The sequence below is a fragment of the Gulosibacter molinativorax genome (genome assembly GCF_003010915.2).
Taxonomy (GTDB): domain Bacteria; phylum Actinomycetota; class Actinomycetes; order Actinomycetales; family Microbacteriaceae; genus Gulosibacter; species Gulosibacter molinativorax.
The window spans coordinates 3,279,421-3,302,600 of record NZ_CP028426.1 but is presented as its reverse complement, the minus strand read 5'-3'; the positions used below and the strand labels follow the sequence as shown (position 1 = coordinate 3,302,600).

Annotated in this window: 20 protein-coding genes; 5 read left to right on the top strand and 15 right to left on the bottom strand. The window is 63.7% G+C overall.

What is annotated here, in order from left to right; translation table 11 throughout:
- Positions 1 to 82: 82 nt before the first annotated feature.
- The 6 genes from tsaD to glmS form a co-directional block, all read right to left on the bottom strand.
- Positions 83 to 1,642, bottom strand: coding sequence for a tRNA (adenosine(37)-N6)-threonylcarbamoyltransferase complex transferase subunit TsaD (gene tsaD, locus GMOLON4_RS15375; protein WP_084147306.1), 1,560 nt, complete (start codon positions 1,640 to 1,642; stop codon positions 83 to 85).
- Positions 1,639 to 2,256: a tRNA (adenosine(37)-N6)-threonylcarbamoyltransferase complex dimerization subunit type 1 TsaB gene (gene tsaB, locus GMOLON4_RS15370; RefSeq protein ID WP_026935901.1), complete on the bottom strand. Its 618-nt coding sequence runs from the start codon at positions 2,254 to 2,256 to the stop codon at positions 1,639 to 1,641. Before tsaB ends, tsaD begins: the two co-directional genes overlap by 4 nt.
- 167 nt (positions 2,257 to 2,423) lie before the next feature.
- Positions 2,424 to 2,930, bottom strand: coding sequence for a tRNA (adenosine(37)-N6)-threonylcarbamoyltransferase complex ATPase subunit type 1 TsaE (gene tsaE / locus GMOLON4_RS15365; RefSeq protein ID WP_026935902.1), 507 nt, complete (start codon positions 2,928 to 2,930; stop codon positions 2,424 to 2,426).
- Positions 2,927 to 4,789: an alanine racemase gene (locus tag GMOLON4_RS15360; RefSeq protein WP_051266059.1), complete on the bottom strand. Its 1,863-nt coding sequence runs from the start codon at positions 4,787 to 4,789 to the stop codon at positions 2,927 to 2,929. The genes tsaE and GMOLON4_RS15360 overlap by 4 nt, the downstream gene beginning before the upstream one ends.
- A 148-nt stretch (positions 4,790 to 4,937) precedes the next feature.
- Positions 4,938 to 5,294 carry a holo-ACP synthase gene (gene acpS, locus GMOLON4_RS15355; protein ID WP_026935903.1) on the bottom strand — a complete coding sequence of 119 codons (357 nt, stop codon included), beginning with the start codon at positions 5,292 to 5,294 and terminating at the stop codon, positions 4,938 to 4,940.
- A 6-nt stretch (positions 5,295 to 5,300) separates the two neighbouring features.
- Positions 5,301 to 7,151, bottom strand: coding sequence for a glutamine--fructose-6-phosphate transaminase (isomerizing) (glmS, locus tag GMOLON4_RS15350; RefSeq protein ID WP_026935904.1), 1,851 nt, complete (start codon positions 7,149 to 7,151; stop codon positions 5,301 to 5,303).
- Between the two features lie 109 nt (positions 7,152 to 7,260).
- On the opposite strand from glmS, the gene coaA reads away from it, so the two are divergent.
- A complete protein-coding gene (gene coaA, locus GMOLON4_RS15345) occupies positions 7,261 to 8,211 on the top strand; it encodes a type I pantothenate kinase (RefSeq protein WP_035731642.1) in 951 nt (316 codons plus the stop codon).
- Positions 8,212 to 8,368: 157 nt separating this feature from the next.
- Positions 8,369 to 9,361 carry an LCP family protein gene (locus tag GMOLON4_RS15340; RefSeq protein WP_051266064.1) on the top strand — a complete coding sequence of 331 codons (993 nt, stop codon included), beginning with the start codon at positions 8,369 to 8,371 and terminating at the stop codon, positions 9,359 to 9,361.
- A 309-nt stretch (positions 9,362 to 9,670) separates the two neighbouring features.
- Here GMOLON4_RS15340 and GMOLON4_RS16345 read toward each other — a convergent pair whose 3' ends face one another.
- Positions 9,671 to 9,964: a hypothetical protein gene (locus GMOLON4_RS16345; RefSeq protein ID WP_322745123.1), complete on the bottom strand. Its 294-nt coding sequence runs from the start codon at positions 9,962 to 9,964 to the stop codon at positions 9,671 to 9,673.
- A 358-nt stretch (positions 9,965 to 10,322) separates the two neighbouring features.
- On the opposite strand from GMOLON4_RS16345, the gene GMOLON4_RS15330 reads away from it, so the two are divergent.
- The 3 genes from GMOLON4_RS15330 to GMOLON4_RS15320 all read left to right on the top strand — a co-directional run bounded on the left by GMOLON4_RS15330 (position 10,323) and on the right by GMOLON4_RS15320 (position 14,205).
- A complete protein-coding gene (locus GMOLON4_RS15330) occupies positions 10,323 to 11,552 on the top strand; it encodes a sensor histidine kinase (RefSeq protein ID WP_084147307.1) in 1,230 nt (409 codons plus the stop codon).
- Entirely contained in the window at positions 11,549 to 12,151 is a 603-nt protein-coding gene (locus GMOLON4_RS15325) for a response regulator transcription factor (protein WP_026935906.1), read from the top strand. The genes GMOLON4_RS15330 and GMOLON4_RS15325 overlap by 4 nt, the downstream gene beginning before the upstream one ends.
- A gap of 329 nt (positions 12,152 to 12,480) precedes the next feature.
- Positions 12,481 to 14,205, top strand: a complete 1,725-nt coding sequence (locus GMOLON4_RS15320) for a helix-turn-helix domain-containing protein (RefSeq protein WP_106486564.1) — start codon at positions 12,481 to 12,483, stop codon at positions 14,203 to 14,205.
- Between the two features lie 112 nt (positions 14,206 to 14,317).
- Here the strand turns inward: GMOLON4_RS15320 and GMOLON4_RS15315 are convergent, their stop codons facing one another.
- The 8 genes from GMOLON4_RS15315 to GMOLON4_RS15280 form a co-directional block, all read right to left on the bottom strand.
- Positions 14,318 to 16,006, bottom strand: coding sequence for a diflavin oxidoreductase (locus GMOLON4_RS15315; protein ID WP_051266073.1), 1,689 nt, complete (start codon positions 16,004 to 16,006; stop codon positions 14,318 to 14,320).
- Complete coding sequence (locus tag GMOLON4_RS15310; protein ID WP_026935908.1) at positions 16,003 to 17,373, bottom strand: aldehyde dehydrogenase family protein; 1,371 nt, start codon at positions 17,371 to 17,373, stop codon at positions 16,003 to 16,005. Before GMOLON4_RS15310 ends, GMOLON4_RS15315 begins: the two co-directional genes overlap by 4 nt.
- Before the next feature lie 103 nt (positions 17,374 to 17,476).
- Complete coding sequence (locus GMOLON4_RS15305; RefSeq protein ID WP_051266076.1) at positions 17,477 to 18,634, bottom strand: NAD(P)/FAD-dependent oxidoreductase; 1,158 nt, start codon at positions 18,632 to 18,634, stop codon at positions 17,477 to 17,479.
- On the bottom strand, positions 18,631 to 18,840 hold the full coding sequence (locus GMOLON4_RS15300; RefSeq protein ID WP_026935909.1) for a ferredoxin: 210 nt from the start codon (positions 18,838 to 18,840) through the stop codon (positions 18,631 to 18,633). Before GMOLON4_RS15300 ends, GMOLON4_RS15305 begins: the two co-directional genes overlap by 4 nt.
- A gap of 1 nt (position 18,841) precedes the next feature.
- On the bottom strand, positions 18,842 to 20,017 hold the full coding sequence (locus tag GMOLON4_RS15295; RefSeq protein WP_026935910.1) for a cytochrome P450: 1,176 nt from the start codon (positions 20,015 to 20,017) through the stop codon (positions 18,842 to 18,844).
- Positions 20,010 to 20,750, bottom strand: coding sequence for a gamma-glutamyl-gamma-aminobutyrate hydrolase family protein (locus GMOLON4_RS15290; RefSeq protein ID WP_051266080.1), 741 nt, complete (start codon positions 20,748 to 20,750; stop codon positions 20,010 to 20,012). The genes GMOLON4_RS15295 and GMOLON4_RS15290 overlap by 8 nt, the downstream gene beginning before the upstream one ends.
- Complete coding sequence (locus tag GMOLON4_RS15285) at positions 20,750 to 21,514, bottom strand: SDR family NAD(P)-dependent oxidoreductase (RefSeq protein ID WP_026935911.1); 765 nt, start codon at positions 21,512 to 21,514, stop codon at positions 20,750 to 20,752. Before GMOLON4_RS15285 ends, GMOLON4_RS15290 begins: the two co-directional genes overlap by 1 nt.
- A gap of 158 nt (positions 21,515 to 21,672) precedes the next feature.
- A complete protein-coding gene (locus tag GMOLON4_RS15280) occupies positions 21,673 to 23,109 on the bottom strand; it encodes a glutamine synthetase family protein (RefSeq protein WP_245575340.1) in 1,437 nt (478 codons plus the stop codon).
- Positions 23,110 to 23,180 lie beyond the last annotated feature (71 nt).

Here is a 23,180-nt window from a genome sequence, read left to right as displayed (position 1 = left end):
GCCGAGGCTCCTCCCCTGGTGGATGCGATCATCCTATGGTCTCCCACTTGCGCCGAACCTAGCTAGCTACTGAAGTCGCAGATTATTCGAACGCCTCGTCAACCTGCGCTGTAGTCATGGGGAGCGTCGAGTCGGCCCCGATCTCGAGGGTCGAGGGCTCGCGCCCCGCCATCACCAGTTGGGCGCCGAGCGCGGCGATCATCGCGCCGTTGTCGGTGCAGAGCTTGAGCGGCGGGATGTGCAGCGAGATTCCCGCGTCGGCGCACCGCTCCGCCGCGAGCGAGCGCACGCGTGCGTTTGCCGCGACGCCCCCACCGAGCAGCAGTCGGGGCGTGTCGTACTCCTTGCAGGCGTCGATCGCCTTGGTGATCAGCACATCCGCTACCGCCTCGCGGAACGATGCGGCGATGTCAGCCACTGGAACTGGCTCACCCGCATCCTCAAACTTCTCGACCTGCCGCGCGACCGAGGTCTTCAGCCCGGAGAATGAGAAGTCGAAGCGGTGCTTCACCTGGTCCTTCGGATGCGTGAGGCCGCGTGGAAAGCGGAAGGCCTTGGGATCGCCGTCGGCGGCGACCTTGTCGATGGATGGGCCGCCCGGGTATGGGAGGCCGAGTACGCGGGCGACCTTGTCGAAGGCCTCGCCCGCGGCGTCGTCGATCGTCTCGCCGAGCAGCACCGAGTGGCCGGTGAGCGAGTCGGAGCGCAGCAGTGACGTGTGTCCACCCGACACGAGCAGCGAGATCGCGGGGAACTGCACCGGCTCACCCTCCTCGCGCAGGAGGTCGGCGCAGACGTGGCCGACGAGGTGGTTCACGCCGTAGAGCGGCTTATCTGCGGCGATCGCTAGCGACTTCGCCGCGCCGACGCCCACCATGAGCGCGCCGGCGAGCCCTGGGCCCGCAGTCACCGCGATCGCGTCGAGTTCGTCGAGCGTGACGCCCGCGGTCTCGAGCGCCTCGCGCAGCACCGGCACCATCGAGTCGACGTGCGCGCGCGCCGCGACCTCGGGGACGACGCCGCCGTACTTAGCCTGCTCATCCATCGAGGACGCGACCGCGTTGGCGAGGAGCGTCGTGCCGCGCACGATCCCGACACCGGTCTCGTCGCAGCTCGTCTCGATGCCGAGCACAAGCGGTTCGAGCGGGAACGGGGGCAGCAGCTTGGCGGATGCGGCAGTCAGCACGCGATCGACCTGGCCGCGCATGAGGATGGCCGCCTCGCCGCTCCCGGCGTAATAGCCCTCGCGGCGGCCGATCGACTCAAACCCGAGCCGCTCGTACATCGCGCGGGCGGGGTCGTTGCCTTCGCTGACCTCGAGAAACACCAGCTTCGCGCCGCGCTCACTCGCCCACTCGAGCGCGGTGAGCAGCAGCCGCGTGCCCCAGTTGTCGCGCTGGACCTCGGGCGCCACGACGATCGTCTGCACATCCGCCTCGCCCGAACCCTGCCCCGCGAGCACGCCGACATAGCCGTACACGTCGTCGCCGTCGGTGAGCGTCCAATAACCGGTGTGGTCGCTCTCGATCTCCGAGCGAATGGTCGCCGCGCTCCACGCATCCTCTGGAAACGCCGCCTGTTCGAGTCGCGAGATCGCCGCGACGTCCTCGGGCGTCGACGTCCGAATCACAATCTTGTTCAACCCGTCACCCGCTTCGGCACGGCGCCGGGCTTCGCATCCGGCGCACGCAAATAGAGCACTTCATCCGCCGCCGCTTCGACCCCCGCGGCCTCGCGGTCGAGCCACGCGAGCGCGAGGTGCGCTGCCGAGACCTGGGTTGCGGGCACGTGCGTCGCATCGCCCGAAGAAAGCTCCGGTGCATCCGGCTGGACCAGCACGAAGTCGCCCGCGACAGTCTCCCCCGCGGCGAAGTGGGTGAGGGCGAGCTCCCGTCGCTTGGCGTCGGTGGTCACGTTGAGTGCGCCGTCGTGTTCAGGATGCGCGGCCCGCCACTCGTGGGCGATCGCCTCGTGGCTCGGCATGGGGATGAGCGGGAGATTGCGCGCGAACGCGAAGGTTCGCGCTGCGGCGATGCCGACGCGCAGTCCTGTGAAGGATCCCGGGCCCATGCCGCTGACGACCTGGGTGACGTGCTGCGGGCCGATTCCGGCCTCGCGCAGCACAAAGCTGATGCTGGGGCCGATGATCTCGGCATGGCGACGGGTATCGACGGTGCGCGATTGCGCGAGAACTCGACCACCCTCTGACACCACGGCGACATCGGTCCCAGCGGACGTGTCTATGGCGAGAAGCATACGGGTCAGTCTACGCGGCCCGCATCGCTCGTTGAGTAGGGCGAAGCCCGTATCGCTCGTTGAGTAGGCGAAGCCCATATCGCTCGTTGAGTAGGGCGAAGCCCGTATCGAAACGAGCCAGACCTCGATACGCCTCCGGCTACTCGGCCAGCGACGGAGCCCGCGCGCTACTCAATGACCGGAAGCGCCACATCAGACCAGCGGTCACCGACGGCGCGCAGGGTGACCGAGCGCGGGTCGTCCGAGTCGTCCTCGTCCGCAGAACTTGCAGAATCCGCAGCACCCGCCCGCGGCCTCTCGAACACGATCTCGAGCCACGAGTCAGCGATCGCCGCGACGAACTCGGCGCCCCACTCGATCACGGTGACCGATGTCTCGAAGTCGAGGTCGAGATCGTCGAGCTCGAGCGCAGAACCGAGCCGGTATGCGTCCACGTGAATCAACGCCGGCCCGCCGACCACTGATGGATGCGTCCGAGCAATCACGAACGTCGGGCTCGCGACCGTGCCCCGCACGCCGAGCGCCGACCCGAGACCGCGCACGAACGTCGTCTTTCCCGCGCCGAGCGGACCGGTGAGGACGACCACGTCGCCCGCCCGAAGCATCCCCGCGAGGCGCGCGCCGAACGCTTCCATGGCCTCCGCGGTCGGGATGGTTCCGGTCACTTCGGTCATGCGTGGTCTCCTTGCTCCTGCGAAATGACGCGCACGGTCGAGCGGCCAAACCCGGCCGACTCGTACGGCTCCGTCGTCATGTACACGCGGTTCACGCGCGTGCCCAACGTCGCGCACAGCGCCTCAGGACTCAGCCCGGTCCACTCGGCCCAGTCGTGCAGGCTCACGTCGCCGGTCGTAGAGCCCCAGATGTGTACGGGCATCCCGGGCCAGCAGTCGTGATCGCCGAGGTCGACGACCACTTGGTCCATCGCGACCCGACCCACGATCGGCATCACCGCGCCGCCGACGCTCACGTAGCCGCGCTCGAACACCGCGCGCGGGATCGCATCCGCATAGCCGAGCGGCACGAGGCCGATCGTCGTGTGGCGGCTCGCGCGCCACATATACCCGTAGCTCACGGCCTGGCCGGGCAACACGCGCTTCACGTTGATGAGTTCCGAACGCAGCGATATCGCGGCGTGCCGCGTGCCATCGCCGAAGCCGTAGAACTCGCGAGTCTCGGGCCCCGCATCCACCCGGAGCTGCGCATCCCGCGCGCCGAGCTCGCGAAGCCGGGCGACGTCGACGCGGGTCCGGCCGATCACGTCGCGCCCGGCCTCGAGCACGAGCGGCAATAGCTTCGCGGCGCCGTGACCGTATGCGTCCGCGCTGAGATCCGCCGGGGCGAACTGCTCCTGCAGCCCGAACCGCAACTCGTCGAGGTCGATGAGCGCCTTGCGCAGCGGCGCCGTGCGGTGGTCGCCGCCGGTGACCTGCGCATCCGCCGCCTGCAGCGGCTCCGGCGCGAGGTACGCGCGGTCGATCCGCCCCGACAGCCGCGTCGTGATCTCGTAGTTGATCGTGCCCCCGGCCGCGGCCCAGTCGTCCGCCGTCGCGGAGCCGCCCGGCTCGCGATCGATCAGGGTCAGGATGCGCCGGTCGCCTCGGGCTTTCGCCGGCGGCTCGGCGATTGCTTCAAGCGGTTCCAGGATGCAGTGAGTCGCCTCGAGGCTCGCGATGCGCCAGCGGTCTCCGTGGCTATCAATCAGCGGGGGCAGCGGCTCGGAGTTGCTCGCGAAGGGGGCGAGTCCGTCGGCCGATCCAACGTCGACTCGCCAGCCCGCCTCGCTGTGCTCGATGGGCCCGCGCAGCGCGAGCGCCGGGCGGAGCGTGATGCCCGGATCCTCGCCGGCGTCGAACGGCGAAAGACCGTAGAGCCCGATCCCCACACGCACGGCGTCGTAGCGCGCCTGCGGGTACCTGAGGCCAGCGCCGGTCGCGCACAGGTGCAGCAACTCGGGATGCAGGCCCGCGTACGCCGCGACGTTGATTCCGCGCTCGAACGCCGCGATCTGGGCCAAGTCTTCCGATTCGCCCGCACCGGCCATGTGGCTCATGAGCCCGGCGACGGTGAGGTGGCCGGCGCGCTCCAGCTCGCAGGCCTGCGCGAAGACCGCGAGCCAGTCGACCTCGCGGATGCCATTGCGGCCGAGTCCGGTATCGAGCTTGAGGTGGATGCGCAGGTCCCGCCGCGTACCCCGGCTCGCGTAATCGCCAACCCGCGCGAGCATGTCGAACGACGAGACGCCGATTTCGAGGTCTGCGGCAAAGGTCGCGTCCCAGTCCTGCATCGGCGAGTGGAGCCAAGCGAGGATGGGCACGTCGAGGCCCGCATCCCGAAGCGTCGTGCCCTCGCGCGCATCCGCGACGCCGAGCATCGGCGCACCCGCGGCGACCAAGGTTTGGGATACCGCGAGCGCGCCGTGGCCGTATGCCTCCGCCTTCACGACGGGGATCACCTGCACGCCGAGTGCGTCGGCGAACGCGCGATAGTTGTCGCGGATCGCATCGAGATCGACCTCAATGACGGGCTTCACGGACGTTTCCTTTCATGCCGCTCGTTGAGTAGGGCCAAGCCCGTATCGAAACGCGACAGCGTGCAGGTCATTTCGATACGCGGCCTCCGGCCGCTACTCAATGACCGAACAAGATCCCTCCGGCCGCTTCTCAATGATCGGCGCCACATCATCGGTCGTGGCCCTCGGCGACGACGAATGCGGTCGCGTAGTCGCGGTCGTGCGAGAGCGAGAGATGCAGCCGCTTGATCCCCAGGGAGGTGAGCACCGCATCCAACTTCGCGTTGCGCGAGAACTCGGGAGCTTGCAAGTGGTTCCGGTGCACCGCGAGGTCGCGCAGGGTGAGCCCGTGGAGCCCGCGCAACGCCTTCACCGCTGCCTCGCGCGCGGCGAATCGCGCCGCGATCGATGACAGCGGCAGCGCGAGCTCCTCCGGTGCAAACACGCGCTCGCCAAACCGAGGATTGGCGAGCGCGTATTCGACACGGCTGAGCTCGACGGTGTCAACCCCGATGCCGTGAATCACTGTGGACTATTCGACGGTGACGGACTTCGCGAGGTTACGCGGCTGGTCGACGTCGAGGCCCTTCGCGGTCGACAGCTCGAGCGCGAAGATCTGCAGCGGCACGACCTTGAGGAACGGCTCGAAGAAGACCGAGGTAGGCGGGGTCGCGAAGACGGCCTCGCTGTACGGCAGCACGGATGCGTCGCCGCCTTCTGCGACCGAGAGCACGTGGGCGCCGCGGGCTCGGATCTCCTCGATGTTCGAGACGATCTTCGCGTGCAGTCCGTTGTCGTGGCGCGGGCTGGGGACCATCACGAACACGGGCTGGCCCGGCTCGATCAGCGCGATCGGGCCGTGCTTGAGCTCGCCGGCGGCGAAGCCTTCGGCGTGGATGTACGCAATTTCCTTGAGCTTGAGCGCACCTTCCAGCGCGATCGGGTAGCCGGTGTGGCGCCCGAGGAAGAGCACCGAGCGGGTGTCGGCCATCCAGCCAGCGAGTTCCTTGATGCTCTCGTGGTGCGTCAGGGTTTCGCGGAGCTTGTCCGGGATGGTCTGGAATTCGGTGGTCTCCACGCGAATTTCTTCATCGGTGAGGGTCTGGCGGACCTTTGCGATGTGCAGGCCGAGCAGGTAGATCGCGGCGATCTGGGCCACGAAGGCTTTGGTCGAGGCCACGGCGACCTCGGGGCCGGCGTAGGTGTAGACCACCGAGTCGGATTCGCGCGGGATGGTTGCGCCCTGCGTGTTGCAGATCGAGATGGTCTTCGCGCCGGACTCACGGGCGAAGCGCACCGCGAGGAGGGTGTCCATCGTCTCGCCGGACTGCGAGAGCGAGACCACGAGGGTGCGGTCGGAGATGACCGGTTCGCGGTAGCGGAACTCGTGGGCAAGCTCGACGGTCACTGGCACGCGGGTCCACTGCTCGAGCGCGTAAGCGCCGGTGAGGCCAGAGTAGTAAGCGGTACCGCAAGCGATGAGCAGGATGCGGTCAATGTCGCGGAAGTATTCGTCGCTGAGCGCTTCGAGGTCAGGCAGGCGCACCGTACCGTTGCTAATTCGACCACGGATAGTGTCTTCGACAGCCTGCGGGTCTTCGGCGATTTCCTTCGCCATGAACGACGACCAACCGCCCTTGTCCGCGGCCGCTGCATCCCAGTCGACGTCGAATGCCTCGCCCTCGGCGGGCTGACCGTCGAAGGTGGTGATCTCGACCGATTCCTTGCGGACCACGACCATCTGGGCCTGGCCGACCGCGATCGCCTTCTGAGTGTGCTCCACGAATGCCGCGACATCCGAGCCGAGGAAGTTTTCGCCCTCGCCGATGCCGATCACGAGCGGCGAGTTGAGGCGGGCAGCGACAATCACATCGGGCTGGTCCTGGTGGACGGCCACGAGGCTGAAGGCACCGTCGAGGCGGGTGACCACGTTGCGGAAGGCCGCTTCGAGGTTTCCGACCTTGCGGAACTCGCGGCCGAGCAGGTGGGCTGCGACCTCGGTGTCGGTTTCGGACAGGAGGGTGACGCCGTCGGCGAGAAGTTCATTACGAAGGGCAGTGAAGTTTTCGATAATTCCGTTGTGTACGACTGCGAGCTTGCCGTCATCCGCGAGGTGCGGGTGGGCGTTCGCGTCGGTGGGGGCGCCGTGGGTAGCCCAGCGCGTGTGACCGATACCAACGTTGCCGTCAGGCAAGGGAGTTTCGATCAGGTCATCGCGGAGCACCTGCAGCTTGCCAGCACGCTTGCGGTGGTGAAGCTGACCCTCGGGGTCTACCACAGCGATACCGGCGGAGTCATAGCCTCGATATTCGAGGCGGCCAAGGCCACCGAGAAGGATGTCCTGGCTGAGTCGGTCTCCGACATATCCAACAATTCCACACATGCGGATAAGTATTGCGCATACATCTGGCTGCACCCCAACATCCGCGCCAAAAAATCTGCGATTTGTAGACGGAATTTAGGCTGCCGGATACCAAGTAGACTCGATATCTATGCCTGCTCCCGGCCGAAGTGACGAGACGAAGTGGTCGACGCCATTTGTCGAGATTGCGCGTGCAGACTGGGCCGAATTAGCGCCCACTACCCCGCTCACGCTCGACGAATCTGACGTCAACCGACTTCGAGGACTCGGCGACCCCATGAACGTCGACGAGGTCCGCGAGGTCTTCGTGCCGCTGTCTCGTCTGCTCAATATCTATATTGCGAACGCCCGCGAATTGCGGCGCTCGACCACATCGTTCCTCGGCGAACGAAGCGCCCCGACGCCCTTTGTGATTGGCGTTGCCGGATCGGTCGCGGTGGGTAAGTCGACCGTCGCACGTCTCCTGCGCGAACTGCTGCGTCGCTGGGAAGACACCCCGCGGGTCGAGTTGATCACCACCGACGGCTTCCTCTACCCGAACGAAGAACTCGAGCGGCGCGGGCTCATGGACCGCAAGGGCTTCCCCGAGTCCTACGACCGCCGCTCGCTGCTGCGTTTTGTCACGCAGGTGAAGTCGGGAGCTCCCGAAGTTCGCGCTCCCTTCTATTCGCACATGGTCTACAACATCGTGCCGAACGCCGAAATCGTCGTGAATGCACCGGATGTGCTCATCGTCGAGGGCTTAAACGTCCTGCAGCCTCCAGGGGAAAATTCCCTCGCCTTGAGCGATATGTTCGATTTTTCGATCTATGTGGATGCGCGTACCCAAGACATCACGCGCTGGTACCAGGAGCGCTTCCTGCGGCTCCAGCAGCGCGCCTTCTCGAATCCTTCCTCATACTTCCGCCGCTACGCGGATCTCTCGCACGAAGAAGCGCTCGAAACATCCCGCGGGATCTGGGAGTCCATCAACCTCCCGAACCTCGAGGAGAACATCCTCCCCACCCGCTCTCGCGCCCGCCTCATCCTGCGCAAGGCCCCCGACCACACGGTCGATCGAGTGTTGCTGCGAAAGGTGTAGCGGGAAACGCGCGAAGCCCGGCTCGCCGACCGTCCGGAAGGCTGCCGAGCTCACTTCGATCCACTAGTGTGGAACGCCCTTCAATGGTACAGCCGAGCCGTGCTCGACCGTTACGTGGGCGTTACATTCATAGTTCTACCGTGTGATAATTGGCGTCATGTCGTCTGTGAAAACGGCCACCAAGGGCCGTGGCAAGAAAATCGCACTGATCTCCCTCGCCTCGGTACTCGTGTTGCTGCTGGTCGCCGTGGGCCTTCTCTGGTGGCACGTTCAGTCGAAACTCAACGAGATCGAGACGATCGAAAACGCCTTCCCGGACGAGAACCTCCGACCGGATGCGTTCGACGGCGACGAAGCACCGCTCAATATCTTGCTGCTCGGTTCCGACTCTCGCGAGGACTCCTCGGATTCCCTGCTCACTGACCTCGGCAGCCGCGCGGACACCATCATGGTCGCCCACATTTCTGGTGACCGCGAGAGCATCCAGCTGATGTCGATCATGCGCGACTCGTACGTCGAAATCCCCGGGCACGGCGAGATGAAAATCAACGCCGCGCTGTCTCTTGGAGGTGTGCCGCTGATGGTCCAGACCGTGGAAGGTCTGATTGATCAGCGGATCGACCACGTCGCGATGATCGACTTCAACGGTTTCAAGGGCGTGACGGATGCACTGGGCGGCGTGACCGTGCACAACCAGTACGAGTTCTCGTCGGCGGGATATGACTTCCCAATCGGACCAATCACCCTGGATGGCGAACAGGCGTTGGTGTTCGTCCGAGAGCGCTATTCATTCACGGACGGCGACTACCAACGCGTCGCGAACCAGCAGCTGTATCTCAAGGCCGTGATGTCAGAGCTCATCTCGCGCGATACCCTGACCAACCCAGGGAAACTCAACGATCTCCTGAGCTCGGTAACCCCGTATGTCGCCACGGATTCTTCGCTCGATGGCACCGCGATGTTCAATCTCGCGACCTCAATGACTTCAATCCGCACGCGCGACGTCAATAGTTTCACGCTCCCCACCACCGGCACCGGCATGGAGGGCGACCAGTCTGTGGTTTACGTCGACTGGGATGAACTCGAGACGGTCCGCGAGAAGTTCGCAACGGACGACCTGGCTGGATACCACCCCGCCGCGAAGCCCTAGGTCGCGCAGTACCACCCCGCAGGGCAGTTGATTCCGCTTGAGTACCACCCGCTGAGAAGCTGATTCCGTTTGAGTACCACTCGCTGGGCAGCTGATTCCTCTTGAGTACCACCCGCAATGCAAGAGACCACTTTCCCGGCATTGGTATCCTGCAGTTTCGGTGGTATCGCAGGTCTGTTCGGGACTGCGATGCACCGCACCGCGCGACACAGCGCAGCACAGCACAGCATCGCGCAGCGTAGCGTAGCGGCGCGGCACGGCACAGCACAGCGCAGCGCAGCACAGCGCAGCACAGCGCCGCGGCGCTCGCTAGCCAATCGCGAGCAGCCCCAGCGAGGCGAGCGTGGCGAAGATCACGCCCCAGAGCACGATCGACAGCACCTGCCAGCCGATTACGCGGTTCCGCTTCGCGCCGAGCGAGACCATGGTCCCCGCGACAATTTGGCTCGGCAGCACGGTCTGGCCGGCAAGGCTGACCACCGGCACGCCCCAGCGGTCCAGCATGCGGCGGATGCGCTGCTGACGGCGGCTGGGTTCGATCGGCTCTCGCTTCGCTGTCGCACGCTGACGGACTGCGCTCGCACCGAACACCATCAGCAGCATTGTGGTCAGGTTTCCTGACGATCGCCGCGGATACGGCAAGCGGTGCCGGAAGCCCGGCCAGCACGCCCACGGCCGAACCGAAATACGACTCAACAAACGGAATTGCACTGATCAGCGCGACGGCGAGGAACTGCACGGCGACCGGGAGCCCTTCGACGAAGGCCTGAAGCTGGGGTACGAATTCGCTGAACATGAAGTGATTCCTCTCGTTGGACTGATCCGATTGCCGCGACCTCCGCGGCGTTGATACAAGGTTCTCGGAATCGCCACTTCCCCAGTAGCGTCGTAATCACACCTCTTCTCCGTGGCGGTGTCACACCCGATTCATGACATTTGTCACTGCCGTACACTCGCCACCATGTCGCCCAGCAGCACCCCGCCGCCAACACCAGCAGACGCCGTACATCAAGCAGGCAACGCAACGACCAAAAGCACAGCAGCCCCCGCCCGCAGCGTGCTCGCGAGCTGGCTCTACACCGTGATCAGCTTCGTGTGCATCTTCATCCTCGGCGCAATCGTGGTGCTGCTCGAGGGCAGGCAAGCGGGCATGGCCGGTTGGGTCACGGTGCCGGTCCTCGGGATACTCGTCGGGCTCTGCCTTGGCGTCACGATCCTGCGCGGTGGGATTCATCAACGCGACATTCGGCAGCTCGGCCAGCACGCGCATCCCGTACAGCTCTTCGGCCTCGGGTTCGCACTGCTGTGCTCCCTCGTGGTGTTCGGTTACATGATCTTCGCGAATATGGATTTCGCGCTCGGAACCTTTCCGCTGGTGATGACCGGATCGGTGATTGCGTGCCTCTTCCCTCGCCCCGTGACGCTGACAATCATGACGGTCCTGTGTCTCTTGCCCGTCCTGCACTTCTTGTACTTCCCCTCTTCCAGCAGCGCGTTCTCCATCTATCTGGGTGTGTTCATCGCATTCACGATCTATATGTCCATGTGGGCGTTCAATGTCGTCCTAAAACTCGACGACGCCCGCCAGACCGAACGGGATCTCGCGATCGCCCGCGAGCGCCTGCGCTTTGCGAATGAATTGCACGATGCCCAGGGCCACACGCTGCAGGTGCTCGCGCTGAAGACTGAGCTGGCCGAGCGGCTCCTCGACGCGGATATTGAGGCGGCTCGGGCACAGCTCCGCGACGCGCGGCAACTCGCGGCGGATGCACTGGCCAATACTCGTTCGATCGCTCGCGGCTACCAGCAGGTTTCGCTCGAGGACGAGCTCAAGAATGCGGTCGACGTGCTCGAAGCTGCCGGGACCACGTGCACGCTCCAGATCGACGAGGCTCCCGAAAATGGTCCCGCGAAAGAGCTCCTCGCGCGGCTTGTCCGCGAAGGCACCACCAACCTCCTGCGGCACGCGACCGAGGCGACCTTTGCCTCGATCGAGGTGACCGGCGCATCCAACACCTGGATTGTGCGGATGCGCAACAACGGCGCTGCCCCGACTACGCTTGCTTCGGCGCGGGCCACAAATGGCTCCGGAATCGCCGGCCTCAACGCGGCGTTCCGCGAGGCGAATGGCGAGGTCGAAAGCACGCTCGTCGGAGACGAATTCACCCTGACTGGAAGGCTGCCGCGATGATCCGCGTCCTGTTTGCTGACGATGAGGAACTCATCCGCACTGCCCTCGAGACCCTGCTCAACCTCGAAGAGGATATCGAGATTGTTGCGAGCTGCGATAACGGCGCCGATGCGGTGCGACTGGCTGCCGAGCTCCAGCCCGATGTCTGCCTCTTTGATCTCGAGATGCCGGGGATGGATGGGGTCGAAGCGGCCGAGCGGATCCTGCGCGCGGTCCCAACTCGGGTCATCATCGTCACCCGTCACGCGCGCCCCGGGGTCCTCCGGCGGGCGCTGGCAACGAAGGTTTCGGGATTCACGCCGAAGTCAGTCTCGGCGCAGCAACTCGCCGAAATCATCCGCAAAGTTGCCGCGGGCGGCCGCTGGGTCGATCCCGAAATCGCGGCAGGGGCCCTCGTCGGCGAGCGCTCTCCCCTCACCGCACGCGAAGCGGATGCGCTGCGCGTGAGTCGCAGCGTCACCACCGTGGACGAGATCGCCAAGGAGCTGAAGCTCGCGCCCGGCACCGTACGCAACTATCTGTCCCAAGCGATGACCAAGTTGGATGCACGGACTCGTCACGAGGCCGCCGCGCGCGCCTACGACCAGGGTTGGATCTAGACACCCGGGGAAAACCAGCACATCCCACCACCGGCGGCGAGGTTATGTACTCTTTGCACATACGGCAGCTGCTCACACAACTCAACGCACAAATACCCTTGCCCGTTCACAGGTACATTCCTCTCCACGAGGCCTTGCACCCGAACCGGAAAGAGTCTTCGAGCTGAGTCTCAGGACTGGGCTTCCGGACTGAGTCTCCGGACTGAGTCTCCGGGCTAAGTCCCCGAGCTGAGTCCCGGACAAAGCAAGGCACCTGCACTAGGCACCTATTAGTAGGCAAAGAAGCGTAGTGGGCAAAGAAGCCGTAATAGAAACGTTTAAGGACCCCAGTGATTTCCAACCACGATTCCAGTTTTGCGGACCGCCGCGCGTCCCTCCTGTCGAAACTCGTCCTGCTCTTCACGCGAGGAATGGACCCGTTTTCGCTCGCGGATGAGGCTGTAAAGCTCGTGGGTCATGCGTTGGGGACGACCTCGGTCTTCGTGTACCTCTGGGATGAAGAGGAAAAGCGGCTAGTCCTGCAAACGGCCACACCTGGGCGCCAAGAAAAGGGCGTGGGCACGGTCAAGCTGCAGCTTGGCGAAGGCATCACCGGTTGGGCGGCACTGCGTCAAGAGTCGGTCATCCTCCCCCACCAGCCGAGCCAAGATCCGCGCTATTTCGAAGTGGATTCCCTCGTCGAAGACGAATTTAATTCAATGCTCGCGGTCCCGATCATCGATGAAAATGAGCGCCTCCTGGGCGTCTTCGCTTTGTACTCCACCGAGCCCAATTCTTTCGGCGAGAACGAGCTCAGCATCGCGGTCGAAGTCGGCGGTCTCCTCGCTTTCGGCCTCGTGCGTGCCGAAACGAGTGAAGCGCTCAAACGAAATGCCGCCAATGCGCGCTTCCTCATCGACTTCCCACTGTCCTCGACCACCTCGCTGGTGACAGCTCTGCAGTACGCGGCTGGCCGCATCCTGGAACTCGTCGGCGCGGAAGTCTGCATGCTCGACTACATGAGCCGCCGCGACAACACCGCGACGCCGATCACGTTCTCGTTCCGCGAGCCCGAGTCTGGCAGCCACCGGAACTGGACCACCCACTCGAGAACCGCAGCACAGACCGCGATCGAAGAACGGACCGAGGGGCTTGAGAGCACCTCGGTGACGCTCGGGATCGGGGCCTCCCGTGGCGTGCTGACGCTGTATCGCCGATCGCGATTTCGCACCAATGACATGAGTCAGGTGAGCGCCCTCGCGGGCCAACTCGAGGTGCTCCTGGAAGCGATCGACCTCAGCATGGTCGGTGCCTCGCACGCTGCCGCGCTCCTCTTTGCCGATTCCGAGCAGAAGACCGCGCAAATTCTGTCCGAGCTCGCGGTCGAGGGCTCGATCTGCCCCGTGACCTTTCGCATCCTCGATATGCACGGTGATTGGGAGACCGCGAGCCGTCACCTCAAGGAAGAGTTGGCGAAGGTTTCTGGCCCGCGTTCCCTCGTGCTGATCGATTCCATCTCGGGCATCGTGCTGCTTGACAGCCCTGGCGGTCGCGTGCCCTCGGAGTTCTATGGCCAAATTTCGCAGGCCGCGCGACGGTTGCATGCCGAACACCGGATGCGCATTGCAATCGGCATCGGCACCACGACCAGCGATCACAGGCGGCTTTTCTTCGCCATGAGGAACGCGAAGGCGGCCTTAAATTGGGCAGTATCGACGACGCCCTCGGGCACTTTCCCGATCGCCGAATACAGCGATATCGAGGACGTCGTGCGACTTCCCGAGGTATTTCGTGGGCTGACGGATGCGGTGGTCGATTTGGTGCGTTCGCTCGAGCCACTCGTGCGTTACGACATCGAACACGGCTCACAACTCGTGAAAACGCTGTCAGTATTTGCGGCCCAGGGCGGTGCCGTGGCCAAGACGATCGAGGTGCTGGTTATTCACCGCAACACGCTCCGTCAACGCACCCAACGAATCGAGCAGATTCTCGGCGCGGATTTTCTCGCCGATGTTGATTGGCTCGGGCTCGCACTGGCGGCCCGGGTTGCGGAGAGCCGCGTGGATGCTGCCTAAAGGTGCTTGAAACCCCAACGCGAGGAAGCAATAGAGATTGCTTCCTCGCGTTGGGGTTTTGCCGGTAGTTGGCCCAACGGTTGACGATCAGGCCAACCGGTGACGACCAGTCCTAATAGACGTCCTTCACAAAACGACCTGTGGCCTTCAATTCCGCGATCCGTGCTTCGGCGGAATCCGCACCGAGCTGCGCTTCGAGCACATCGAAGAGGGCTCGGTCAACGTCCGGAGCCATGCGCGCTTTATCGCCGCACACGAACACGTAACCGCCCTCGTCGAGCCAGGCCGCGAGTTCTTCACCGTGTCGACGCATCTCGTCCTGCACATAGTGTTTCTCGGCCTGATCACGCGAGAACGCGAGGCTCAAGCGATCGAGTCGACCGTCCTTTTCCAGGGCAGTGAATTCACCCTCGTAGAGGTAGTCACACTCACGATGCTGGTCACCGAAGAACAGCCAGTTCTTGCCCGAAGCTTCGCTCCCGACTCGATGGCGGAGGAACGAACGGAACGGGGCAACGCCGACGCCAGGGCCAATCATCACCACGGGCGCCGATTCCTCAGGGATCCGGAATTCGTGTGCTGGTAGCCGTTTCGCGGCGAACGGTTCGCCCGTTTTGGCGGCCTGTTCGAGGAACGCGCTTGCGGTCCCCCGGTGGTGACGCTCGAAGGATTCATATTCCACGCCGGAGACGGTGAGGTGCACGCGGTTCCCGTCCACGAGTGGACTCGAGGCGATCGAGTAGGCACGGTGTTGGATCGGACGCAGTTCATCGATCACATCCTGCAGCGTGACGTTCAAGCAATCGAGTTCGGCGAGGACATCGATAATGTCCTTGTCCCAAAGCCAGCGGTCGAGGGTCTCCCGGTCGCCTTCCTGGATTACTCGCAGCGCATCCTGTGCCAGCTCATTGCCAGGCCGCACCCGAGCGATCGAAATCAGCAGGCCAGGATGCGGCAGGCTGAGTTCGACTTCTTCGCGCAACGCCTGGCGGGCGAGGATTTCGGCGCCACCGACCGTGACGGTGTCGGTTTCTGCGACGTTGAATAACTGCATCCATTCGTCGACCAGCGCATCACAGTTCCGCGGGAACACCGCGATCGAGTCGCCGGGTTCGTACTGGAACGCGTCATCCTCAAATTCGAGTTCGTAGTGGGTGACGTGCTTGGCGGAACCCTCGCCCGAGAGGCGACGAGCCGCGACCACACGGGCGGTGACCATCGCATCCTGAGGCCGGTCCTCGGCGATCTGCTCAGCCGAATCAGCTCCAGAATCGTCGATCGTGCCCGTCCAGGCCGCCGTCTCGCGAAGCGTTTCGAGTGCTGCCGGATACCAGTCGGCGGCGGTGAGGTCGAAGTCGATATCGCAGTCGGCCGAATCGGTGACGCGTACGGCACCCAGTTCGGCAAGTCGACCGTCGATATCGTGGCCCGCCTTGCAGAAGTCCTCGTACATCGAGTCGCCGATCGACAGCACCGCATAGGGCAGGCCCTCGAAGGCGCCAGCCGGGAGTTGCCCGAGCCAGCCCCAAAAGTCCTCGGCGTTCGTCGGCATGTGACCGTTGTCATGCGTGGACGTGACGATCAGTAAGCGGCTGATGCGGTGATCTTCGTCGTGCAGCCAGTCTTCAAGGCTCTGGAGTTCGCTCGTGAGCCCCTGCTCGCCTGCGAACTCGTTGATTTGATAGGCAAGGTATTCCGCGTTGCCGGTCTCGCTGCCGTAGAGGATTTTGAGATCGGCGACGGGCGTAGAGTCCTCCGTCATGGTGTTGCCCTCGCTGCTGGTGATCGTTGTGGTGCTCATGATTGTCCGTTCAGGAATACCGATTTGAGTTCGGTGTAGCCGCGGAGGCCTTCCATCCCCAGCTCGCGGCCGATGCCCGATTGCTTAAAACCGCCAAATGGCGTCTGCACACGGATGGATGAATTCGAATTGACCGCGAGCGTTCCGCTTTCCACGCCGCGGGCGACGCGCAGTGCACGACCGACGTTGCCAGTCCAGATCGAGCCGCTCAGGCCGTAGACCGATTCATTCGCGAGCCGAATCGCATCCTGCTCGGTGTCAAAGGGGATGACCACCGCGACCGGTCCGAAGATTTCTTCGCGGGCAGCGCGGGTTGCCCCGGACTCGTCAAGCGCGATATGCGGTGCGAGCCAGTGACCCTTACCCTCCGGGGCACGCCCCTTAAACAGCAGGTTGAGGTCATCATCGATGAAGCTCAGGACCGTGTCGCGGTGTTCCGCAGAGACAAGCGGGCCGAGGTCGGTTTCGAGCTGCCCCGGGTCGCCGACGCGCAGCGCATCAGTGGCACTGACGAATTCCTCGAGGAATTCATCCAGCGCATCTCGTTGCACGAGGATGCGGCTGCGCGCACAGCAGTCCTGCCCGCTGTTGTCGAAGACTGCCCAAGGTGCGGCCTGTGCGGCCGCTTTGACGTCCGCATCCGCAAACACGATATTGGCTGATTTGCCGCCGAGTTCCAAGGTCACGCGGGTGAAGTCTTGTGCGCTCGACTGAAGAATTGATCGCCCGACCTCGGTGGAACCGGTGAAACTGATCTTCCGGACGCCCGGATGCTCGATCAGCGTGCTGCCAACCGAACCGCCACCGCCGGTTACGACCTGCAGGAGGCCTGGAACCGGGCTGATCTCTTCGACGAGTTCCCCGAGTCGGCGGGTGGATAGCGGCGTGAGGCTCGCTGGCTTGACGATCACGGCGTTACCGGCCGCGAGCGCAGGAGCGATATTCCAGGATGCGATAGGGAGTGGGAAATTCCACGGGGTAATGATGCCCACGACACCAACCGGTTCGTGGAAGGTCAGGGTGACGCCACCATCCACCGGGATGCTCTCGCCCGAAAGCTTGTCGATTGCGCCTGCGTAGTAGCGGAAGACCCCCGCAACGCTTTCGGCTTCGGCGAGTGCCGCGCGCATCGGTTTGCCAACGTCTTGCGATTCGAGCTGGGCGAGTTCGTCGCGGTGGCGCATGACCGTATCGGCGATGTCGTAGAGCAGCTGCTGTCGTGCGGCGAAGGACAGGGCGACCCATTCGCGCTGTGCGCGCTGTGCCCGTTCGACCGCATCGGCAACTTCTTCGCGGGTAAATGCCTTGACCTCGTCAATCTTTGCTTCGGTCGCGGGGTTCCACACGTCGATTTTGGAGTCCGTCATCGGTGCTCACTTTCTTAGCGCGGGGCAAGCCCGCAGAGTCTTGTCTGCGGGTAATGCAGTGCAGTTCAGTACTGTGCAGTGCAGTGCCCGCGGATGCGTTCGGCTACGTCGTCGGAGCCATGAGGAGTTTGGCGATTTTGGGGGCGGCGTTGATGCCGAGCCACCCTGTTGTGCCGGTCGGTGTATCGACTCGGTACAGCGAGGACCGCCGTTCGGGGTTTTCACTTTCGAGGACGAGTTCGCCGCTCGGGTCGAGGGAGCCAACTACCTGGACGCGTCGTCCGGCGACTTCGGTCCAGAAGTAGTCCCAGCCGGTGGGTGAGGCTTCAGCGCCGCACAGCCGCTCGGCAAGTTTGGTGCCCTGTTCTCTCGCCGCGGCCCAGCTCTCGGTTCGAGTGGGTCGTTCGCCACCGGTATGGCGGGAAGCCACGTCACCGATCGCGCTGACCACCTCGAGAGGTTGGCCGTCCACGAGGACCGAGCCCGATGCATCCACCAGGAGTGCACCATCGGTGAGCAAGCCAGAGTTCTCGAGCCAAGCGACGGCGGGCCGAGCCCCCACCGCGCTGATCACGCGGTCGGCACGGAGGATCTCGCCCTCATCGATCTCGATCTCCCAGCCGTCACCGACCTGCTCGACCCGACGGATGCCGACGTCGAAGCGCGTGGTGACCCCTGCATCCGCAAGCCAATCGACAATGTCAGTTTGGAGGTGACCACCGAGCAATCGCTCGAGTGGGCCGGTCGCGCGATCGAGCACGGTGACGGTGACACCGCGCGCGGCGAGCGAGGAAGCGAGTTCCACGCCGATCGCGCCGGCGCCGATCACGAGTACCGAGCCTTCCGGAGCGATTGATTCGCGAAGTGCCCGAGCGTCCTGTGCGCTTCGGAGCACGAGCGTGTTGCTCGGCTCGAAGGGCAGGCGTGCGGGGGTTGCCCCGCACGCAAGGACGAGTTGGCTGAACGGAATCGACGTGGCAGCGCCCGTTACGGCATCTTCAACCGCGAGCGTTCGAGCCGCAGCGTCGACACCGACGGCACGGGCCCGGACGAGCTGCGCATTGAGATCAGCCCAGTCAACGCGGATCGCTTCGGTATCTCCGTCAACGAGATACTGCTTCGACAGCGGTGGCCGGTCGTACGGTGCATCGCCATCGAAATCAACGATCTGGACAGGCTCCTTGTTGCCAAGCTCCCGCAGTCGTTCCAAGAAAGCGGTGGTGGCGACCGAGGCGCCGACCACGACGATTCCATCGGTCATTTCGCTTCTTCCTCACCGCGAATCTTGATCGCGCGTTCGGGGCAGTTACGGATCGCCTTGCGGACGTTCTCTTCGTCGTAAGAGCCTTCGCGGCCCTCGCGGACGAAGCCGTAGCCTTCGTCATCGATCATGAATGTCTCCGGCGCGAGCATGTAGCAGCGCGCGTGTCCCTGGCAGCGAGACTGGTCGACGTAGAGTTCAGCCATTTCAGTGCTCCTTGTTAATCTTGATCTTGAGTGGACCTACGCCGTGCCAAGGTGCATCCTCGGCGAGCTCGAAGTCGGGCACGGTGGCGAGGAAGTGTTCGAGCGAGATGACCACTTCCTTGCGGCCAAGGTTCGAACCGAGACAGCGGTGGATGCCGCCACCGAAGGCGAGGTGACGGTTGTTCTCGCGCTCAATGTCGATATCGTTCGGGGCCTCGTAGACCTCCGGGTCGCGGTTGCCCGCGCCGAAGACCAGCACCGCGCGCTCGCCCTGCTTGATTTCCTGACCGCGCACCACGGTGTCTTTGAGTGCAGTGCGGGCCATCGCCTGTACCGGCGACAGCGTGCGGAGGAACTCCTCGGTTGCGTTCGGGATGAGCTTCGGGTTTTCGCGGAGCTTCTGCTGCGCGTCCTTGTTCCGGGCGAGGTACCAGAGTGCCGCGCGGATGGCCCAAGCGGTCGTGTCGAGACCGGCGAGGAAGAGGAGGTATCCGTAGGACAGGAGCTCTTCGTGGGTGAGCTCGCGACCGTCAGTTTTCGCCGTCAGCAGCTGGTTCGTGATGTCGTCATAGGACGCGGGGTCGTTGCGACGCTGGTTGATCAGCTTGTCCATGTACGCGATCAATTCATCGCCGGCCGCGTGCGCGCGCTCAGGATGCGTGGTGCGGTCATAGATGATCTCGTCGACCCAGCGGTCGAAGAGCACCCAGTCCTCTTCGGGGTACCCGGCCAGGCGGCTGAAGATGATCGTCGGCATGGGCCGGGCAAAGAGCGCCGAGACATCGACGGCTTCCTCGGTGGAGTTCATGACGTCATCCGCGAGCGACTGTGCCGTTTCGTGCATCCCCGGCTCGAGCTTCGCCACGGCCATCGGGGTGAACATCGGCAGCAGGATTTTGCGGAATCCGGCGTGCGTCGGTGGGTCAATGTCGATCGGGATGAGCGGCATGTCGGTACCGAAGGAAGGCAGGAGCATGGATGGTCCTACTGACCAAGTCTCCGGGTCCTGTTCGGCGTCAAAGATATCGTCGCTCTTGGCGATGTACCAGAAACCGCCATATTTATTGGAGTACCCGACCGGCTTCGAGTCGAGCATCTCCACGTAGTCGTCAAAAATGGTGTCGAGGGCTTTGCCGTGAAAATCGAAGTCGTTCATTACGGCTTGGTTGTCAGACATGAGTCGCAACCCCTTTCTGCTGATTGTGGTGTTGGCTGCGCCGACGTTCGGCGCGGGCGATTACGTCTTCAAAGAGCGCGCGTTGGGTAGGCGAAGTGAGGGCAAGGTGCTCTGGGTGCCACTGCACAGCCAGGATGTTGTGGTCAAGGTCCTCGACCGCCTCGATACTTTCGCCGTCTCGGGCCACGACGCGCAGCCCTTCACCGATGCGGCCAAGACCTTGGTGGTGGTAGCTGTTGACGCCGATGCGAGTCGATCCGACCACGCGCGCGAGCTCTGAATCTGCGTCGATCTCGACCTCGTGGTGCACCTCATTAGGCGACTGTTCTTGCCAGTGGCCTTCGATGTGTTGGATGAGGTTACCGCCGCGCAGCACGTTAATGAGCTGCATCCCTCGACATATCGCGAGGATCGGCAAGCCGCGGCGTTGCGCGTCATTGACGAGTTCAACTTCGAAGGCATCCCGAATCGGGCTCATCCCGTAGTTGTGCTCCCCGGCGGTTTCGCCGTAGAGCTCCGGGGTGAGGTCTCCCCCGCCGACGAGCACGAGCCCGTCGATTCCTTCGAGTACGCCTTCGGGAATTCGCGTGGTCGCGGGCAGCAGGACCGGCCTGCCGCCGGCGGCCGCGACGGCCTCCGCATATTCAAAGACCTGGATGATGGACTCTTTCGGCCCGAAGGCCGAGTTCTGCACACTGCGTTCGGCAGAGAGTCCGATGATTGGTGCGGCCATTAGTAGACCGTCCAGCCGCCGTCAACGAAGAGCGTCGTACCGGTGACCCAGCTCGCCTCATCCGAGGCAAGGAACGCCACGCCATTGGCGACATCCTCCGGCTGGCCAATGCGACCGAGCGGGGTTCGTTCGATGAGCCAGTCGCGGGTCTCCTGTGCTTTGAGCGTCTCCGCCGTGAACGGCGTCTCGATGAAGCCGGGGGCAACCGCGTTGACTCGGACGTTCTTCCCCGCGCCCTCGACGGCAAGCGCACGAGTGAGCTGCAGCAGCGCGCCCTTGGATGCGTTGTAGTGCACCTGTGGGTGTCCGCTACTGGAGATAACGATGTGGGCCTCAACCGAGGTGATGTTGACGATCGCGCGGGTGTGGTCGCCTTCGCCCGAGGTCAGCAGCGGGTACGCCTCGCGGGAGACGAGGAAGGGTCCGGTCGAGTTGACCGCGAAGACCTGGTTCCACTCTTCGGTCGAGAGGTCCTCGAAGGTGCCGAACTTCGCGATGCCCGCGTTGTTGACGAGGATGTCGAGTTGACCGAATTCTTCCTTGATTCGCGCAAAGCCTTCGCGAAGCGAGGCTTCGTCGGTCACGTTGGCCTGTACGCAGAGCACGTCGTCGCGGTCGCCGAAGACGCTGTTCAGGGCGTCGGCGTTGAGGTCGATCGCGGCCAGGCGCGCCCCTTCAGCAAGCAGCTTTTCAGCAATGGCTCGGCCGTTGCCGGAAGCGGCACCCGTCACGGCGGCGATGCGGCCCTGGAGTCGGTTGGTCATAAAAGTGTCCTGTCGGATAAGTTGCGAAGGCGCGACGAACGTCGTGGCGACGCGCCATTGGGTGAATCGATGTAACTGGCTAGTGGTTTGATCGATGAGTCAGTGTGGGAGCGGGGCGAGCCTAAGAGAATCAACCTCAGCGACTCGGCCGCCGCGATCTAGATGTGCTCGAGGTAGCGAGCGACCTCCCAGTCGGTAACCGAGGTTGCCGCGCAGTGCACTTCCCAGCGACGGGTCTCGCTGTAGTGGCGGACGAATTCCTCACCGAGGTATTCCTTCGCGACGGCGCTGTTCTCGAGCATTTCGGTTGCCTTGATCAGCGAGTTCGGGAAGCGGAGTTCTTCGGCGACATCAAGGTCATAAGCGTTGCCATAGACGGCCTCGGGTGGCGTGAGGTTGTTTTCAATGCCATAGAGACCAGCGGCGATGGTGGATGCAAGGACGAGATACGGGTTCGCATCCGCTCCCGGGGTACGGTTCTCAACCCGAGCAGCTGCGCCGGAGGACGGAATGGAGCGCATCGCGACAGTGCGGTTGTCATAACCCCAGGTGGCGCTAGATCCGGCCCACTGGCCGCCTTCGACTCGCTTGTACGAGTTGATCGTCGGCAGGTTCAGTGCGGTGAATTCCTTCGAGGTCTCGACGAGACCGGCGAGGTAGGACTGGCCGAGCTTCGAGAGTGTCTTCGGGTCTTCCTTGTTGGCGAACAGCGCGGTGCCGTCCTCGAGGCTCTCGAGGCTCTGGTGCACGTGGCCCGAGGAACCCGCGTGGTCGTCGTTGATCTTGGCCATGAAGGAGGCCGTGTAGCCGAGGTCGGCGCAAACTTCCTTGACCGTGTTCTTGAGGATGAGGGCGTCGTCCGCGGCACGCAGCGCATCACCGTAGTGAATGTTCACCTCGAACTGGCCGGGGCCGTTTTCACTGTTGCTGGCTTCGATGAAGATGCCCTGTTGCGCGAGTCGGTCGCGGATCGTGCCGAGCAGGAACTCGGAGCCCGAGTCGCGGTAGACGCTGTACGTGTGCGATCCAACCGAGTATGGCTCGAGGTTGCGGTAGCCTGCCCGTGCGACCTCACGCGGGGTGCCTTCGAAAATGTAGAACTCGAACTCGTATGCCGCAATCGGCTTGTAGCCGAGCTTGTTCGCGCGCTCAATGACCTTGCGGAGTACGCCGCGGGGCGAGATCGCCAGCGGCTCACCCTCGCGGGTGTAGAGGTCGGCAATCACGAGTGCGGTGTTCGGTTCGCCCGGTGCCACGCGCAGCGTGGACAGGTCTGGGCGGAGATTGACGTCCGGGTATCCGGTGTGCCAGCCCGTAAATGTCAGGTTAGGGATCAGGGTGTCCTGGATATCCCAACCGAACAGGATGTCGCAGATATTCGATCCAGCTGCGTGCACCGCGTCAGCGAAGTATCGCACCGCTACGCGCTTGCCTCGCCACAGTCCGTCGGTGTCGACAGCACCCATCTTGACAACCTTGATCTGGTTTTCTTCGATGAATGATTCGACGAATTTCTTCGCCGCGTCAGCCTGGTTTTCTTCAATGAGCGATTCGACGAGTTCCTTCGTCTCATCGCGTTGAACGACGTTGTTCAAAGCGTTTCCTTCACTTTCATCTCTTTGACGATGCTTAGCTTTTGATAAAGGTACGGGGGCGCAACCCCGCA